This window comes from Enterococcus raffinosus, assembly GCF_018917525.1.
Lineage (GTDB): Bacteria > Bacillota > Bacilli > Lactobacillales > Enterococcaceae > Enterococcus_A > Enterococcus_A raffinosus_A.
On sequence record NZ_JAHLOS010000065.1, the window covers coordinates 1 to 13,411 of the forward strand.

Annotated in this window: 17 protein-coding genes, 1 other RNA gene and 1 pseudogene; 4 read left to right on the top strand and 15 right to left on the bottom strand. The window is 41.6% G+C overall.

The window, feature by feature from the left end:
• Window positions 1-396: 396 nt before the first annotated feature.
• Together KQI58_RS21745 and KQI58_RS21750 are read right to left on the bottom strand one after the other, a co-directional pair.
• Window positions 397-759 (bottom strand): hypothetical protein, encoded by a 363-nt coding sequence (locus tag KQI58_RS21745; RefSeq protein ID WP_367397961.1) that lies wholly within the window; start codon window positions 757-759, stop codon window positions 397-399.
• Between the two features lie 85 nt (window positions 760-844).
• Complete coding sequence (locus tag KQI58_RS21750) at window positions 845-1,225, bottom strand: CvfD/Ygs/GSP13 family RNA-binding post-transcriptional regulator (protein WP_216411030.1); 381 nt, start codon at window positions 1,223-1,225, stop codon at window positions 845-847.
• 77 nt (window positions 1,226-1,302) lie between these two features.
• On the opposite strand from KQI58_RS21750, the gene KQI58_RS21755 reads away from it, so the two are divergent.
• Entirely contained in the window at window positions 1,303-2,469 is a 1,167-nt protein-coding gene (locus KQI58_RS21755) for a MalY/PatB family protein (protein WP_216411031.1), read from the top strand.
• Window positions 2,470-2,523: 54 nt separating this feature from the next.
• On the opposite strand, the gene KQI58_RS21760 is transcribed toward KQI58_RS21755, so the two are convergent.
• Window positions 2,524-3,111 (bottom strand): peptidylprolyl isomerase, encoded by a 588-nt coding sequence (locus KQI58_RS21760; protein ID WP_216411032.1) that lies wholly within the window; start codon window positions 3,109-3,111, stop codon window positions 2,524-2,526.
• Between the two features lie 131 nt (window positions 3,112-3,242).
• On the opposite strand from KQI58_RS21760, the gene KQI58_RS21765 reads away from it, so the two are divergent.
• Window positions 3,243-4,226 (top strand): NAD(P)/FAD-dependent oxidoreductase, encoded by a 984-nt coding sequence (locus KQI58_RS21765; RefSeq protein ID WP_216411033.1) that lies wholly within the window; start codon window positions 3,243-3,245, stop codon window positions 4,224-4,226.
• Window positions 4,227-4,285: 59 nt separating this feature from the next.
• Window positions 4,286-4,795 carry a phosphatidylglycerophosphatase A family protein gene (locus tag KQI58_RS21770; protein ID WP_216411034.1) on the top strand — a complete coding sequence of 170 codons (510 nt, stop codon included), beginning with the start codon at window positions 4,286-4,288 and terminating at the stop codon, window positions 4,793-4,795.
• Window positions 4,796-4,814: 19 nt separating this feature from the next.
• On the opposite strand, the gene KQI58_RS21775 is transcribed toward KQI58_RS21770, so the two are convergent.
• From KQI58_RS21775 to KQI58_RS21790, 4 genes are read right to left on the bottom strand one after another with little or no spacing between them, the layout of a single operon-like run.
• Window positions 4,815-5,450, bottom strand: a complete 636-nt coding sequence (locus KQI58_RS21775) for a TIGR01906 family membrane protein (protein ID WP_216411035.1) — start codon at window positions 5,448-5,450, stop codon at window positions 4,815-4,817.
• Entirely contained in the window at window positions 5,440-6,210 is a 771-nt protein-coding gene (locus KQI58_RS21780; protein WP_216411036.1) for a TIGR01457 family HAD-type hydrolase, read from the bottom strand. Before KQI58_RS21780 ends, KQI58_RS21775 begins: the two co-directional genes overlap by 11 nt.
• A gap of 4 nt (window positions 6,211-6,214) precedes the next feature.
• Window positions 6,215-6,835, bottom strand: coding sequence for a YutD family protein (locus tag KQI58_RS21785; RefSeq protein WP_216411037.1), 621 nt, complete (start codon window positions 6,833-6,835; stop codon window positions 6,215-6,217).
• A gap of 34 nt (window positions 6,836-6,869) precedes the next feature.
• A complete protein-coding gene (locus tag KQI58_RS21790) occupies window positions 6,870-8,249 on the bottom strand; it encodes a bifunctional metallophosphatase/5'-nucleotidase (protein WP_216411038.1) in 1,380 nt (459 codons plus the stop codon).
• A gap of 96 nt (window positions 8,250-8,345) precedes the next feature.
• On the opposite strand from KQI58_RS21790, the gene KQI58_RS21795 reads away from it, so the two are divergent.
• On the top strand, window positions 8,346-8,825 hold the full coding sequence (locus KQI58_RS21795) for a methylated-DNA--[protein]-cysteine S-methyltransferase (RefSeq protein WP_216411039.1): 480 nt from the start codon (window positions 8,346-8,348) through the stop codon (window positions 8,823-8,825).
• 61 nt (window positions 8,826-8,886) lie between these two features.
• Here the strand turns inward: KQI58_RS21795 and KQI58_RS21800 are convergent, their stop codons facing one another.
• The 8 genes and pseudogenes from KQI58_RS21800 to KQI58_RS21835 all read right to left on the bottom strand — a co-directional run.
• Window positions 8,887-9,381 (bottom strand): LURP-one-related/scramblase family protein, encoded by a 495-nt coding sequence (locus tag KQI58_RS21800; RefSeq protein WP_216411040.1) that lies wholly within the window; start codon window positions 9,379-9,381, stop codon window positions 8,887-8,889.
• An 11-nt stretch (window positions 9,382-9,392) separates the two neighbouring features.
• Window positions 9,393-10,262 carry an SPFH domain-containing protein gene (locus KQI58_RS21805; protein ID WP_216411041.1) on the bottom strand — a complete coding sequence of 290 codons (870 nt, stop codon included), beginning with the start codon at window positions 10,260-10,262 and terminating at the stop codon, window positions 9,393-9,395.
• Window positions 10,263-10,428: 166 nt separating this feature from the next.
• Window positions 10,429-10,512, bottom strand: an RNA gene (gene ffs / locus KQI58_RS21810) — signal recognition particle sRNA small type.
• A gap of 26 nt (window positions 10,513-10,538) precedes the next feature.
• On the bottom strand, window positions 10,539-11,042 hold the full coding sequence (gene tadA / locus KQI58_RS21815; protein ID WP_216411042.1) for a tRNA adenosine(34) deaminase TadA: 504 nt from the start codon (window positions 11,040-11,042) through the stop codon (window positions 10,539-10,541).
• Window positions 11,043-11,136: 94 nt separating this feature from the next.
• Window positions 11,137-11,472, bottom strand: a complete 336-nt coding sequence (locus tag KQI58_RS21820) for a hypothetical protein (RefSeq protein ID WP_016179811.1) — start codon at window positions 11,470-11,472, stop codon at window positions 11,137-11,139.
• Between the two features lie 128 nt (window positions 11,473-11,600).
• Window positions 11,601-12,311: a zinc metallopeptidase gene (locus KQI58_RS21825; RefSeq protein WP_216411043.1), complete on the bottom strand. Its 711-nt coding sequence runs from the start codon at window positions 12,309-12,311 to the stop codon at window positions 11,601-11,603.
• 117 nt (window positions 12,312-12,428) lie between these two features.
• Window positions 12,429-12,752, bottom strand: a complete 324-nt coding sequence (locus KQI58_RS21830; RefSeq protein ID WP_216411044.1) for a zinc ribbon domain-containing protein YjdM — start codon at window positions 12,750-12,752, stop codon at window positions 12,429-12,431.
• Between the two features lie 179 nt (window positions 12,753-12,931).
• Window positions 12,932-13,411 (bottom strand): annotated as a pseudogene (locus tag KQI58_RS21835) (hypothetical protein); the annotation flags it as partial.

Here is a 13,411-nt window from a genome sequence, read left to right on the forward strand (position 1 = left end):
CGCCAGCGTTCGTCCTGAGCCAGGATCAAACTCTCATAAAAAGTGTTTGAAACAGTCTTGCGACTGTTAAGCTCAATTGTAATAATTGACTTGCTAGCATATTGCTTGCTATGTTGTTTGCTTCTATATAATAGAAGCGCCCTACACATTTGGTTTGTTTTATTCGTTCAGTTTTCAAAGATCTACATTGTTTGTCGCTTTGTTTCAGCAACTTTTATATCTTAACAGCTTGCCAAGCAAATGTCAACAACTTTTTTGAAGTTTTTTTAATTTCAAAATTCATCGTTCGGCTTTTGCTGCATTAGCAACGTTTATTAATTTACCACTTAATCATTCAACGGTCAACTATTTTCTTCAAAAAAAAGAAACTTATTTTTCATAAGCTTCTTTTAGTGTTTATTCAAATAATGGTACACCTTCAATTTCGATCGTTCCAAGGATTTTTCTGACGCTGTCTGGGCTCTCCCAAGCAAATCCTTCAGGGAGTTCTGTTGCTTCTTCGCTAGCCATTTCAAACACATACAGCGGTAAACTGGCGCCGTGTGATTGTGTATTCGTTAATTCGACTAGCCGAATATCATTAACATTAATATGTAGTGTAGCTTTCAAGAAATTCAAAAAACTAGCTAAAACGGTGTTTTCGGCTTTGGTATCAGTGCGAGCAAATTCTTTCTCTTTTCCTATTTCGTGAACTAAAAAACGCTTCGATCCATCTTCTAAATGCAACATGATTGTTCCTGACACTTGTTTTGTCACAATTTTCACCTCTGCAAAAGCTAATCGTAAATCGGAATCATTGTATCACGTTTTCAGAAAAAAAGATATTCTTTGCATAAAATAAGCGCTAATTTTCAATATGATCTTTCAAAAGAAAATCGATTGCCTCATCCGTCCAAGCGGGCATGTTTTTCTCTAAGGAACGGAAGCCGATGTTTTTATTGCGATTTGTAAAGTAACGTTTCCGATGGTAAGGCACTTCAGCGGAATGCTCTGCCAGCGTTCGCAAAGATAAACTGATTTTTTTTGTATACTCATCAATATCGATGACTTGAACTTTCACCACTTGGCCAACCTCTAAGAAGCTGTGGATGTTTTTGGTATAACCAGACTGTACCTCTGATATGTGGACTAGCCCCTGTGTCTGATCATCTAATGAGATGAACGCACCATATGGCTGAATGCCAGTAACTTGTCCCTCGATAATATCTCCAATTTTATATCCCATTCATTTCCCTCTTTTCGCATGTTTCATTATACTGTATTTATAAACAAAATTGAAGTTAGTCATCAGGAGGAAGAGAAATGACAAATTTTGAACAACCGATTGATCGTCTTGGCACTAACAGCGTCAAATGGGATGCGATCCTTAAGTCCTATAATGAAGAGAACCTTTTGCCGTTGTGGATTGCCGACATGGATTTCAAAGCACCCGCTGGCGTCTTACAAGCCTATCAAAAATTGTTAGAACATGGAATCTTAGGTTATGCTGATACACCTGAAACACTTTATACCGCTATCAGCAATTGGGAGCAAGAACACTTTAATCTTGCCATAAGAAAAGAAGAGATTCTTTTTTTCTCTGGTGTCTTAGCAGGAATTACCACAGCGATTCAAGCCCTCACAAAGCCAAATGACGTAATTTTAATCCACGATCCTGTTTACCCTCCTTTCGCAAACATCATTACGACGAATCGTCGGCAATTGGTTCGAAGCCAGTTAGTTGAGGAGAATGGACATTTTGTAATGGACTTGGCTGACATGGAGGAAAAATTCAAACAACACCAGGTAAAAGTTATGATTTTATGCAATCCTCATAATCCCGGTGGAAGAGTTTGGACGAAGAAGGAGCTTTATCAATTAGGCGAACTTTGCCAAAAATATCAAGTGCTTGTCCTAAGCGATGAGATTCATCAGGATTTGGTGTTCCCGCCGAATAAAATGACTTCATTTTTTAATGCAGGCGATGGCTTTAGCGACTTTAGCTTACAATTTACTTCGATGACAAAAACCTTTAATCTAGCGGGAATCAAAAATTCCGTTGTTTTTGTCAAAAATGAGAAGCTGCGTAAACAATTAACTCGTAAGCAAGAGGAAAACTTCCAGCAAGAAATTAATACCTTTGGTTTAGTTGGTATGGAGGCGGCTTATGAAACGGGTGAAGAATGGTTAGCCGAACTGCTACCTTATATACAATCCAATATCGCTTACACAATGAACTTTTTCCGAGAACAGCTGCCAAAGGTAAAAATCATGAAGCCTGAAGGAACCTATCTATTGTGGTTGGATTTTTCGGAATATGATCTTTCTGATAAGGAATTAGAAGAGCGCTTCGTCCATAAAGGCAAGGTTGTCTTAAATACAGGGGTTAGCTATGGGCCAAGCGGGAAGCAGCATATGCGCTTGAACGTCGCCTGTCCGCGAGTAGTTTTGGAAGAAGGGTTAAACCGAATCGTAACGGCTTTAAGCTAAAAAAAGTTCCATGTTCAACTTGCCGAGCATGGAACTTTTTTTTAATCATTCTTATTATTCAGTGATGTCGATGGATTCGATGACAACATCATGCACAGGCTTATCTTGCGCGCCACGTTTTACAGCACCAATCTCATCAACCACGTTCATGCCTTCAACCACATGACCGAAAACCGTATGACGGAAATCTAACCAAGGTGTTCCACCTTGCTTATAAGTTTCAACGATTTCTCCCGGGAATCCAGCTTCTTCTAATTGTGCCATCATATTAGCTGGCACATTTTGATTGTTCACGATAAAGAATTGACTGCCGTTTGAGTTCGGACCAGCATTTGCCATTGATAATGCGCCACGCAGGTTAAATAGATTTCGTGAAAACTCATCTTCAAATTTCTCACCATAAATACTTTCGCCACCCATGCCAGTACCGGTTGGGTCGCCCCCTTGGATCATGAAATCAGGAATGACACGGTGAAAAATCACACCATCGTAATAGCCCTTCTTCGCTAATTCGATAAAGTTCTTAACTGTCTTTGGTGCTTCTTCAGGAAATAGTTGAACCGTGATATCACCCATATTAGTTTTGATTGTCGCTTTAGGACCTTTTTCTTCTGTTAAGTTTAATTGTGGAAATTGAGTCACTTCAATGTCCTCCTTTATTTTTTTGCTGTGTCCATCATAACAAACTTTTTGCGTTTTGCCACCTTTACAAGCCAAGCGTTTCTTTCTCTCTCATTTATTTGTTACAATCGATGGAAAGAAAGGGTGTTGATATGGAAATTTTTGATATAACCATTGTGGGTGCAGGACCAGTCGGTATGTTTGCGGCGTTCTATGCCGGAATACGGCAAGCGAAAACAAAGCTGATCGATAGTTTGCCGCAACTAGGCGGACAGCTGACGACACTTTACCCTGAGAAGAATATTTACGACATTCCTGGATTCCCGATCGTTAAAGCGGCGGATCTGGTAAACAATTTGGAGAAGCAATTACGGACTTTTTCCCATACTTATTGCTTAGAAGAAGAAGTTTTAGAATTGAAGCAACATGAGGACTATCTTGAATTAATTACCACGAAGGATACTCACTATACAAAATCAGTAGTGCTGGCTATCGGTAACGGCTCCTTTCAGCCAAGACGATTAATGATCGATGATGCGGATACATTTGAAAATCACGGAATTGATTATTACATCAATGATCTGATGAAATATGCTGGTAAGAAAGTGGCCATCGCTGGCGGCGGAGATTCCGCGATTGATTGGGCGTTAATGCTAGAGCCGATTGCGGCCGAAGTTTCGATTATTCATCGCCGGGATAATTTCCGCGGACATGAGCACAGTGTCGAAAAACTAAAGGAATCGTCAGTCAATATCTACACGCCCTATATTCTTAAAGAACTTCATGGCGGACAAGATTTGGAAGATTTGACTTTACAAAAGGCAAAAAGTGATGAGACAATTACATTAAATGTGGATTACTTGATCGTCAATTACGGTTTTTCTTCTTCCTTGGATCATTTAAGATCGTGGGGACTAGAAAGTACGCGGCAGGCGATCCTAGTTGAATCGGATATGCGCACCTCAATTCCTGGTGTCTACGCTTGCGGTGATATTTCTACCTATGACGGCAAGGTGAAATTGATCGCCACAGGAATGGGAGAAGCCCCGACTGCTGTCAATAATGCCCTGCATTATATAAATCCTAAAAACCGCACGCAGCCCGGACACAGCACCAGCCTATTTCCACAAATCTAGCTTCAGCTGGAGGACATGCCGTGCAATGTCAGCTGCACAAACTAAAAAGGAGGTACAATATGGTATTTGAAACGACGGCTCTTGAGCAAAAAGCTCGTGAACTTCTTGAGGAGCGCGGAGTCACTATTAGAGATATTGCAGACTTAGTGTTCTTTTTACAAAAAGATTATATTGAAAAACTAGACATCGAATTATGTATCCACAGTGTGAACCGTGTATTGACCAAGCGTGAGGTACACAATGCCATCATCACTGGGATCGAGCTGGATAAGTTAGCTGAACAAAAAAAGCTGGACTATCCTTTACAAAACATCCTTGAAGAGGATGAAGGCCTTTATGGAATCGATGAAATCATGGCGCTCTCAATCGTCAACGTTTATGGTTCTATCGGCTTCACAAATTATGGCTACATCGATAAAGTGAAGCCTGGAATCCTGAAGAAGCTTAATGAGCACGATGGCGTTCATGTCCATACTTTTTTGGATGATCTTGTTGGAGCAATCGCCGCGTCAGCTGCTAGCCGCCTAGCACATGAGCATCCTCGCAGATTAGATTCAATCGTTAAATAAGAACAACAAAAAAAAGAGCTTAACGCTCTTTTTTTAATGCTCTTTTACCAAAATAGATCGGCAAGAAATAAAAAATCTCTAGTAATACGAAAAATAAAATGAAGCAATGCAGGAAAAACGTCTCTGGCAGCACATTAATGATCGGGTCCGTTGCCGGATTAAAAATCCATGCGTCGTTATTGAAAAAGACTCCATGAAACATCACGAAGAAGCGATCAAAATTCACTGCCATCAAAAACGCGATCACGATCGGTACAACAACAGCAATACGGAATGGTTGAATCAGCCTCCACAAACACTGTTGTTTCATTAACTGACGTACATAGAGAATGCTAGGTATAACGGTCACTAGTAATAAGCCGTAATTCAGTAAGAACAGCTTTTTGACTTCATAAAAGTGCAATGCACCACTAGACGAGACTGGGAAATCGGTCATTTTAAGCGTCTCTACCCAAGGTAAGTTCAAATAACGCATTAATTGATCAAAGTTATGCAGCAGCTCTTTTTCAGAAAGTGACGTATAGTCTAACAGGTCCAAATGTCCGATATCAAACTGATAGAGCCAGCGAGCATTAATCGTCAGCGTAATCGCCAGCGTCAGCAAAGTCACTAGCAGGCAAATCAACCCGATGCGTTCCAGCCACTTATTCTTCATTGAAACGCCATTCATCTAACGATTCGACTAAATAAGTCGGCGGTACTGGTAAGGTTGGGACATCTGCCTTTTGCGTAAAGCCTGACAATACCAAAAGCGTATCAATCCCATTATTGATTCCCGCTAAGATATCGGTCGTGTAATTATCTCCCACCATCAGCACATTTGCTTTTTCCATGCCTAAGATTTCTACTGCTTTCTCCATAATGATCGCTTCTGGCTTGCCAATATAGATGGCCTTTTGTTGCGTGGAGGCTTCGATCATGGCAATCACCGAGCCAGCGCCCGGCAGCAAACCACGTTCAGTAGGGATATTTTTATCAGGATTTGTTCCAATAAAGGTCGCACCTTTTTGAATCGCCAAAGTTGCAACGACAAATTTCTCATAAGTAACATCTGTATCTAGTCCTACCACCACATAATCTGGAGTTTCTTCCTCCCAAACATACCCAGCAGCTAAAATCGGATCAATCAAGCCAGGTTCTCCAATGACATAGACCTTCTTGCCTTTGTTTGCATCATCCATGTAATCAATCGTGGCAAGTGTCGCAGTATAGACAGTCTCCGGACCCACATGGATCGAGAATTCATTTGCTAATCGATTGGCTACTGTCTCTGGTGTTTTTGTCGTATTGTTGGTCAAAAATAAAAATGGAATTTGGTTCGCCTGCAATTGCTCAACAAAGCGGCGGCCAGCAGGGATCGGCTCGCTTCCGCGATAGATCGTTCCATCTAGATCAATCAAATATCCTTTGTACATCCTATTACTCTTCCCTTTGACGAATCACAAAGCGCTCGTCTTTTTCTTTTGTCTTTGCCGGTGTTTCCTTTTTCGGCTGCCGGTTCTTGATTATTGGTTTTTTCTTTGGTTTATTTGTTACTGGAACCTTTTTCTCTTCCACGTATGCTTGTGGCTTATCTTTGCGCTTCCGCTTGCGTTTTTTCCGAGTCTGCTGGCGTTTGCCGCCTGTCCGCTCCAAGACAAAATAAGCACAACCAAAATTGCAGTACTCATACAAATAATCTTCTAATGTATCAATCCGTTGCTCCGGCAAGCTTTTTCGATCGTCTTCCCGGAAAAAGCCTTTTAAGCGCAACTGGTCATAGCCCCAGTCACCAACAATGTAATCATAGCGTGTCAAGACCTCACTAAAGCGTTCACCTAAACGTTCGGCATCAAAGCCTTCACGATAATTTCTAACTAAGCGGTATTGGCGTTCACCAATCAAAAGATTACTGTCATCGACAAATACGACGGTTTCACCTTTTTTCTTTTCTTCAGCGGGTGTCTCAACGATTTCATCTAAGACCTCAGTCAATTCTTCTGTGACTGTTTTTTCTGAATTGTTTTTCTGTTCTTTTTTGTCTCTTTTTTCTTTTGCCATCGTTTCACCACCTGTTTGCTATTATACCTTGTTTTTATTTGATTGGATAGTGAGTGTGGAGATAGTCCCCTAAAACACTGCGGATAAAATCAGGAAATAAAAATTCATAGCGTCCCGCAATTTCAATCGTTGGAAAAAATGGGACAAACATGTAATGATCCACCGTCGCCAGCGTATAGTCCAGCTCCGGATCAACCGGCTCTCCTAACCAACGAACTTGATGATTCACTCGATCATATTCGATACCATCATAAACCAGATGACCAAAAATTTTGCCGCGAAAGCCCATCCCTATCACAGGAAAATTGATTAAGAAATGACGATTCTTTTCCATTTCTAAAATCAGCCGAATCAAATTATTTCCATCCAACGTTACTTTGATTAGATGCATCGGATGCGGCAATGCCGTATGTAGCTGATCTTGATTTACGATTCCAGCAGGAACATCGGTTAGAAATAATCCTGAGTTCAACACGGCTGCTTCAGTCTTGGCTGCTTCTTTAACGGCAGCCAGTGTATAGTCGATCATCGGATGTGCCGTTTGCAGACTCGTACTCATGGTAAAAGGGATGTCAGCAACTTTTTTATCCGCTAACAACCGATGCCCTTCTGTCAGATACCCGTCAATCTCTTCTTGATCTTCCGGCAGCTCGAGCATTTTTTCTGTAGGAAAGGCGCGAGCGGTGGTTTTCTGGATGCGGTGCTGGTCATCAAGTGTCACATGAACTTCGCCAACATAATAACCATATTTTCCCGCCGCTGCTAGCTGCACATCACCAATCTTTTCACCTGTTTCAAATAAATGATGCGTGTGAGAACCTAGAATCACATCAATCGCCGGCAGTTCTCGCGCGATTTGCCGATCAACACTAATCCCCAAGTGACTCATCAATACGAGCACATCAACTTTTGGACGAAGCTCTGAAACAAGATCTGGCAAAATATCCATTACTTGGCGAATGTCCCAGCCATTGGGATTATAGGTTAACGGGAAGGGAGCTGTGAAGGCCAACAATCCAACCTTCGTTCCCTGTTCGGTCGTAATTATTTTAGATTGCTGCGCCCATTTTGGCGGCTGCAAGGTCTGCTTATCGAAGAGGTTATCTAAAAGGATATCGAAGTTCGCCTGATCATATAAATGATTCAACTCCGCCTTTGAGTTTCCTACGCCTTCATTATTCCCGATAGTCGCCGCATCGTAATGAATTTGATTCATCAATTGAACATTGGCTTGACCGTTGGTCGCTTCTGTCAGCGGATGCCAGCGATCAACAAAATCGCCAAGATCAACGGTAATGATTCTCTTGCTCGCTGTTTCCTCCTGTTTGCGGTTCAGTAAAAAACGGCGAAGCTTTGGCCAATTCTCTAAATGGGAATGAAGATCATTGGTATGTAAAAGAATAATTTTTTCCATTATTCTACCTCTTTTCAACTCTTCTTGTTCCATCTATAGTAACATATAGCTCAAGAAGGCTGAACGAACTCGTTCGCTAAAAAAGCAGGTGAAAGTATGAAATTTGACTCTATTCTCGGTACGATCTGGTTAGATGCTAGTCCAGATGCCTTAATCGGGATTTCTTATACTCCAATCGATGAAAGCCCCTTAGCCAATCAAGAAATTCTGCAAACAGCAAAGAAACAGCTTTTGGAATTCTTAGCAGGTGCTCGCAAGGAATTTGATGTACCCTATGCTTTTACGTGTGGAACGGACTTTCAGCAAAAAGTTTGGCAGGCGTTGACAGAGATTCCTTACGGTGAAACGTGCAGCTACTTGACGGTCGCTGAGAAAATCCAGAATCCCAAAGCAGTTCGTGCAATCGGTCAAGCCAATCGCCACAATCCTTTGCCAATCCTCGTCCCTTGCCATCGCGTCATCGGAAAAAATGGCAAGCTGGTGGGATATTCCGGTTCGAGGGAAGAAGGTCTTATAATCAAAGAGCAGTTACTTGCGATTGAGAATCCAGCACTGCAAGAGATCACTCTTTTCTAAGCTATTGTTTACAAAAGAAATCCCGTTGTTGAAAGTTTCCAATCAACAACGGGATAATTTTTTAGCTTGATGTCGACGAAGCTGCTGCTTCATCCTCCTTCACGCAATCAATCGCAATGACTAGTGAAATAATCAATTCTTCTAATGCTTCATCTAAAATCGTAATCTCGTAGGTATCGCCCCATGAAATCCAGCGCTTGTTTATCTCCGCAACCTTGCGTCCTTTTTGTGACACATCAAAATCCATGTCCCACCAGTTGCCATTAACCGTCACGTCTTCAGCTGAAATTGAGTATTTCGCTTTAAAAAAGCTCAACTGTTTAGAAATTTCAATTGCCTCTTTTCCATTGATCTCGACAAAGAATTTTGGCAAAAGGCTGATCGTCTTTTTGGTAATTCGACTAACTTCTTTTCCCTGTTCATTTTCAACACTGAAGGTTTTGGGAATCTTCATAAAGCTGCCTTTGACCGAATAGCGCAGGCGTTGGTCCTCATCAACCACAGTAAACTTTTCACCGATACTAAAAACCTTTTGCTTAATGTATAACTTCTTCATTCGCTGGCCTCCTATTTTTCTGATAGATCCCCTGTATTAATCACTGGCTGGGTTCCTTTATCGGTGATAATTGAAACCAGTAGATTATTGATCAACTGAACTTTACGGTCATCTGTAAACTGAATGTCCTGTCCGTTTTCGATTTGTTCCAGTGCCATTTGGGTCATAGTGACCGCGCCTTCAACGATTGTTTGTCGGGCAGATAATATCGCTTTGGCCTGTTGCCGTTGCAGCATCGCATTGGCAATTTCAGTGGCATACGCTAAATGATTCAAACGCGTCTCGATTACCTCGACGCCAGCCATTGCTAAACGTTCTTGTAATTCTTCCGCTAACTCTTCTGATACCTCCGTCGTATTTCCTCGTAGAGTCAAATCATCATCATTGAATGTGTCATAAGGATATTGTGTCGCGATATGGCGAATCGCTGTCTCACTTTGAATTTCTACAAAGTCTAAATAGTAATCCACATCAAACAACGCTTTGGCCGTATCCACCACTCGAAAAACCACGACTGCTGAAATTTCAACGGGATTTCCGTCAGAGTCATTGACTTTTAATAACGAACTATTAAAGTTTCTTACCTTCAAAGATACCGGGATTTTTCGCGTCAACGGCGTTGTAATGAACAAACCGTTTGTTTTAATGGTCCCAAGATACTTTCCAAAAAACAAGACAGCCTTCGCCTTATTCGGCCCAACAATTGTTAAAGAGCTTAAGAATAGGGCAGCAATAATCCATAGAAGAACGCCTAAAAAGATCAAGCCGAAGTTTTCCTTAGTACTGCCAGCAAAGACTCCCCAGCCACCAATTCCAATAATTACGATTAAACCAACTAAACCTAAATAGCCGTTGATGTGAAACGCCTGCTTCTCTTTCATCGTTGCACCTCCAAAATTTAATACCCTCAGTTTACGCTTATTTTGAAAGAGCTTCAATTAATTCTGACTTTCTATAAAAGTCTATAAAAAAAGAACTGCCATCCAGACAGTCCCTGTTGATTTGGATAAAAGAAAAAGCAGACCCAAAAGTCTGCTGTAATGTCATCTATATCAGACACATGCCGGATCCTACTTAGTGCTGCTTCCTTCCAGACCTGACACAATTCACAGGCCCGGCATTGTCCTGCCTTTCGGCAAAAAATAGTATAACAAACTCTACTCGTTTTGGCTAGTCTTTTTTTTTCGTGCTCGAATGGCACGGAAAAAATTGGTTAACAGTGTTCCGCATTCCGCCTCCAAAATACCGCCTTCGACATACGCGCGATGATTGAAACGCTCATCCGTTAATAAGTTCATCAACGTTCCCGCTGTACCACCTTTAGGATCGTATGCTCCAAAATAAACTTCTTCCACCCGCGACAAAATCATCCCGCCGCTGCACATTGGACAAGGCTCTAACGTAACAAATAGCTGACACTCTTCCAATCGCCAGCTGCCCAAATGACTGCAGGCCTCACGAATAGCAAACATTTCCGCATGACTCGTCGCATCCTGACTGTGCTCCCGTAAGTTATGGCCGCGACCAATAATTTTTCCTTGATGGACAATGATCGCACCAATCGGAACTTCTTCAATCTCTTCAGCCTTCCTGGCTTCCTTGATCGCTTCTTGCATAAAATATATTTTCTCTTCTTCCGTCAACTGACTTTCACGTTCCATTTTTTTCCTCACTTAACTTCTCTTGATTGCTGGTCAATCTACTTTAGCATAAGTTTTTCAGCAAAAAAAGGTGCGCCATCACTGGCACACCTTCTTACATTACTTTGTCTACTAAATCCATCAATCGGTCTTTCAAATCCTCGGTCGTATCTTTGATGGAATCACCATAGACCGATACGCGCTTTTTTCCGCTCTTGATCTTGTCTAAAATACTCATGATGTTATCTAAATCTTCATCTGAAAGTTTATCAACGATCGCTAGCAGTGTTTCACTGCCGTCAAACTTAGCATTCACAAAACGCTTCACTTTACAGCGATTCGAAACATGACGAGCCTTTTCAATTAGCTTCCCAGAAGCGACTACAGCGGTAGCAGTACTGGCTGCAACGATAACGCCTACTCCGATTTTGACTTTGGTCGATCTTTTCATGGTATCAGCTCCTTTATTTCATGATACCACACTCTTAAAAATATCAATAATAAGAACTACTTGTGATTGAAAGCGCACGCTTCATAGGCTTGAACACAAAAAAATAAGAACCGACAAGTCGTCGGTTCTTAATCGCGGCTCCGATTGCCAAAAAGCAATACCAGTCGTAATAATTGTAGAAATGTTGCTAATGCTGCTGCGACATAAGTCAACGCTGCGGCCATTAAAACTTTTCGAGCAGCCGCCAGTTCGTCTTCTGCCAACATATTTCCATCACGCAAAATACTCAACGCACGTCTTGAGGCATCAAATTCGACTGGCAGTGTCACCAGCTGAAAAATTAACGCCAATGAAAAAGCCAAGATTCCGATATTGATCAATGTTTGGTTCCAGCTCATAATGACACCTAACATAATCAATGGAAAAGAAAGCGTCGAACCGATATTGGCTACAGGTACAATCGCTGCCCGTAATTTCAACGGAAAATAGTTTTTAGCATCCTGAACGGCATGTCCGCACTCATGCGCCGCCACACCAATAGCAGCAACCGAAGTCGATTGTGCCGTTGCTTCCGATAAGCTCAACAGTTTATTCCCGCTATTATAATTATCAGTCAGATTTCCGGCGATTTGCTGAACTCCGACATCCGTGATCCCTTGACTGCGCAAAATGTACTCGGCTGCTTGAGTCCCTGTAACACCTTTGCTGCTGCGAAACTCATCATATTTACGAAACGTCGAATTGACATAAGCAGAAGCAAGTCCAGAGATGACTAGTCCGGCGATAACTAATAGAAACGTGGGATCTAGAAAATTATAAAATGATCCATACCCATACATAAACATTCTCCTCTAATCAAAGATAATTGTACTGTTTGAAATAAACAGTTTCCTAAGCTTAGTTTAGCATGAAAGCCGTGAATTTTTTATGAAAACAACTCTAAGAATCTCTCTAACTTATAACTTCTTAACAAATTCGGACTTCAACTTCATTGGCCCGAAGCCGTCGACTTTACAATCAATGTTGTGATCGCCTTCAACTAAACGAATGTTTTTAACTTTCGTTCCCTGCTTGATGGCACCAGAAGCACCTTTGACCTTCAAATCCTTAATAACGGTTACACTGTCACCGTCTTGTAATTGATTGCCGTTGCTATCTTTAACGACTAACCCTTCTTCAACAACTTCACTTTCAGACCACTCGTGACCACATTCCGGGCAAACAAATAAGCCGCGATCTTCATAAGTGTACTCTGACTGACACATAGGACAATTTGGCATACTCTTCCTCCAATAGATTTATTTTCTCTAAACATTTAGTTTAGCGGAAAGACTAGAACTTGAAAAGTCCTTCCTAAAAAATAATCTGTCATTGGATGGCCTCAGATCAGAGAAAACCGTTTATTCGCGAACTTTCGCTGCCAACAAACAGAGTTGTACTGCCTGTTAAAAACAGCGCACTACTTCCTTTTATTCCTTTTCCGGTTCTTACTCCGCCCCAGCGCATTATTCACTTTATTCTTCATCTTTCTACCGTCTCGGTTGCTCTGAATTTGTTCTTCACTTTTGCCCAAACGTTTATAAGACGTGTCTGGTTGGTCCAACAGCTCATTGGCTTTATTCCCAGCTGTTTTTTTCTTCGGTTCAGGATTCGATGACGGACTGTCGGACGTGTTGGTATTTTTCGGCGGACTCGTAGGGCTTGGTTGGTTTTTCTTTAGGGTAGTATTTTTCTTTAGAGAAGTATTGTTACTTGCAGCAGTCTGCTTCGACGCTTCTTCCGGCAAAGTAGCCGCTACAGGTGTAGATGTCTGCTTTTTGGCAGTCGCAGCTATCGCTTTTTTCGGAGTTTTTTCTTTTTCTGGGGATTGTTCGGCAGCGCTTGGTTCAGTTTCCTCTGCTGGTGTTTTGGTTTTTTGACGGGAATTATGGGCAGTCGC

Coding starts and splice junctions, on each gene's coding strand:
- KQI58_RS21780 (WP_216411036.1), bottom strand. CDS start 6,210: ATGTACAAAGGATATTTGATTGATCTAGATGGAACGATCTATCGCGGA.
- KQI58_RS21820 (WP_016179811.1), bottom strand. CDS start 11,472: ATGAAAAGATCGACCAAAGTCAAAATCGGAGTAGGCGTTATCGTTGCA.
- KQI58_RS21765 (WP_216411033.1), top strand. CDS start 3,243: ATGGAAATTTTTGATATAACCATTGTGGGTGCAGGACCAGTCGGTATG.
- KQI58_RS21795 (WP_216411039.1), top strand. CDS start 8,346: ATGAAATTTGACTCTATTCTCGGTACGATCTGGTTAGATGCTAGTCCA.
- KQI58_RS21800 (WP_216411040.1), bottom strand. CDS start 9,381: ATGAAGAAGTTATACATTAAGCAAAAGGTTTTTAGTATCGGTGAAAAG.
- KQI58_RS21825 (WP_216411043.1), bottom strand. CDS start 12,311: ATGTATGGGTATGGATCATTTTATAATTTTCTAGATCCCACGTTTCTA.
- KQI58_RS21750 (WP_216411030.1), bottom strand. CDS start 1,225: ATGGGATATAAAATTGGAGATATTATCGAGGGACAAGTTACTGGCATT.
- KQI58_RS21785 (WP_216411037.1), bottom strand. CDS start 6,835: ATGGCAAAAGAAAAAAGAGACAAAAAAGAACAGAAAAACAATTCAGAA.
- KQI58_RS21775 (WP_216411035.1), bottom strand. CDS start 5,450: ATGAAGAATAAGTGGCTGGAACGCATCGGGTTGATTTGCCTGCTAGTG.
- KQI58_RS21790 (WP_216411038.1), bottom strand. CDS start 8,249: ATGGAAAAAATTATTCTTTTACATACCAATGATCTTCATTCCCATTTA.
- KQI58_RS21755 (WP_216411031.1), top strand. CDS start 1,303: ATGACAAATTTTGAACAACCGATTGATCGTCTTGGCACTAACAGCGTC.
- KQI58_RS21770 (WP_216411034.1), top strand. CDS start 4,286: ATGGTATTTGAAACGACGGCTCTTGAGCAAAAAGCTCGTGAACTTCTT.
- tadA (WP_216411042.1), bottom strand. CDS start 11,042: ATGGAACGTGAAAGTCAGTTGACGGAAGAAGAGAAAATATATTTTATG.
- KQI58_RS21830 (WP_216411044.1), bottom strand. CDS start 12,752: ATGCCAAATTGTCCTATGTGTCAGTCAGAGTACACTTATGAAGATCGC.
- KQI58_RS21805 (WP_216411041.1), bottom strand. CDS start 10,262: ATGAAAGAGAAGCAGGCGTTTCACATCAACGGCTATTTAGGTTTAGTT.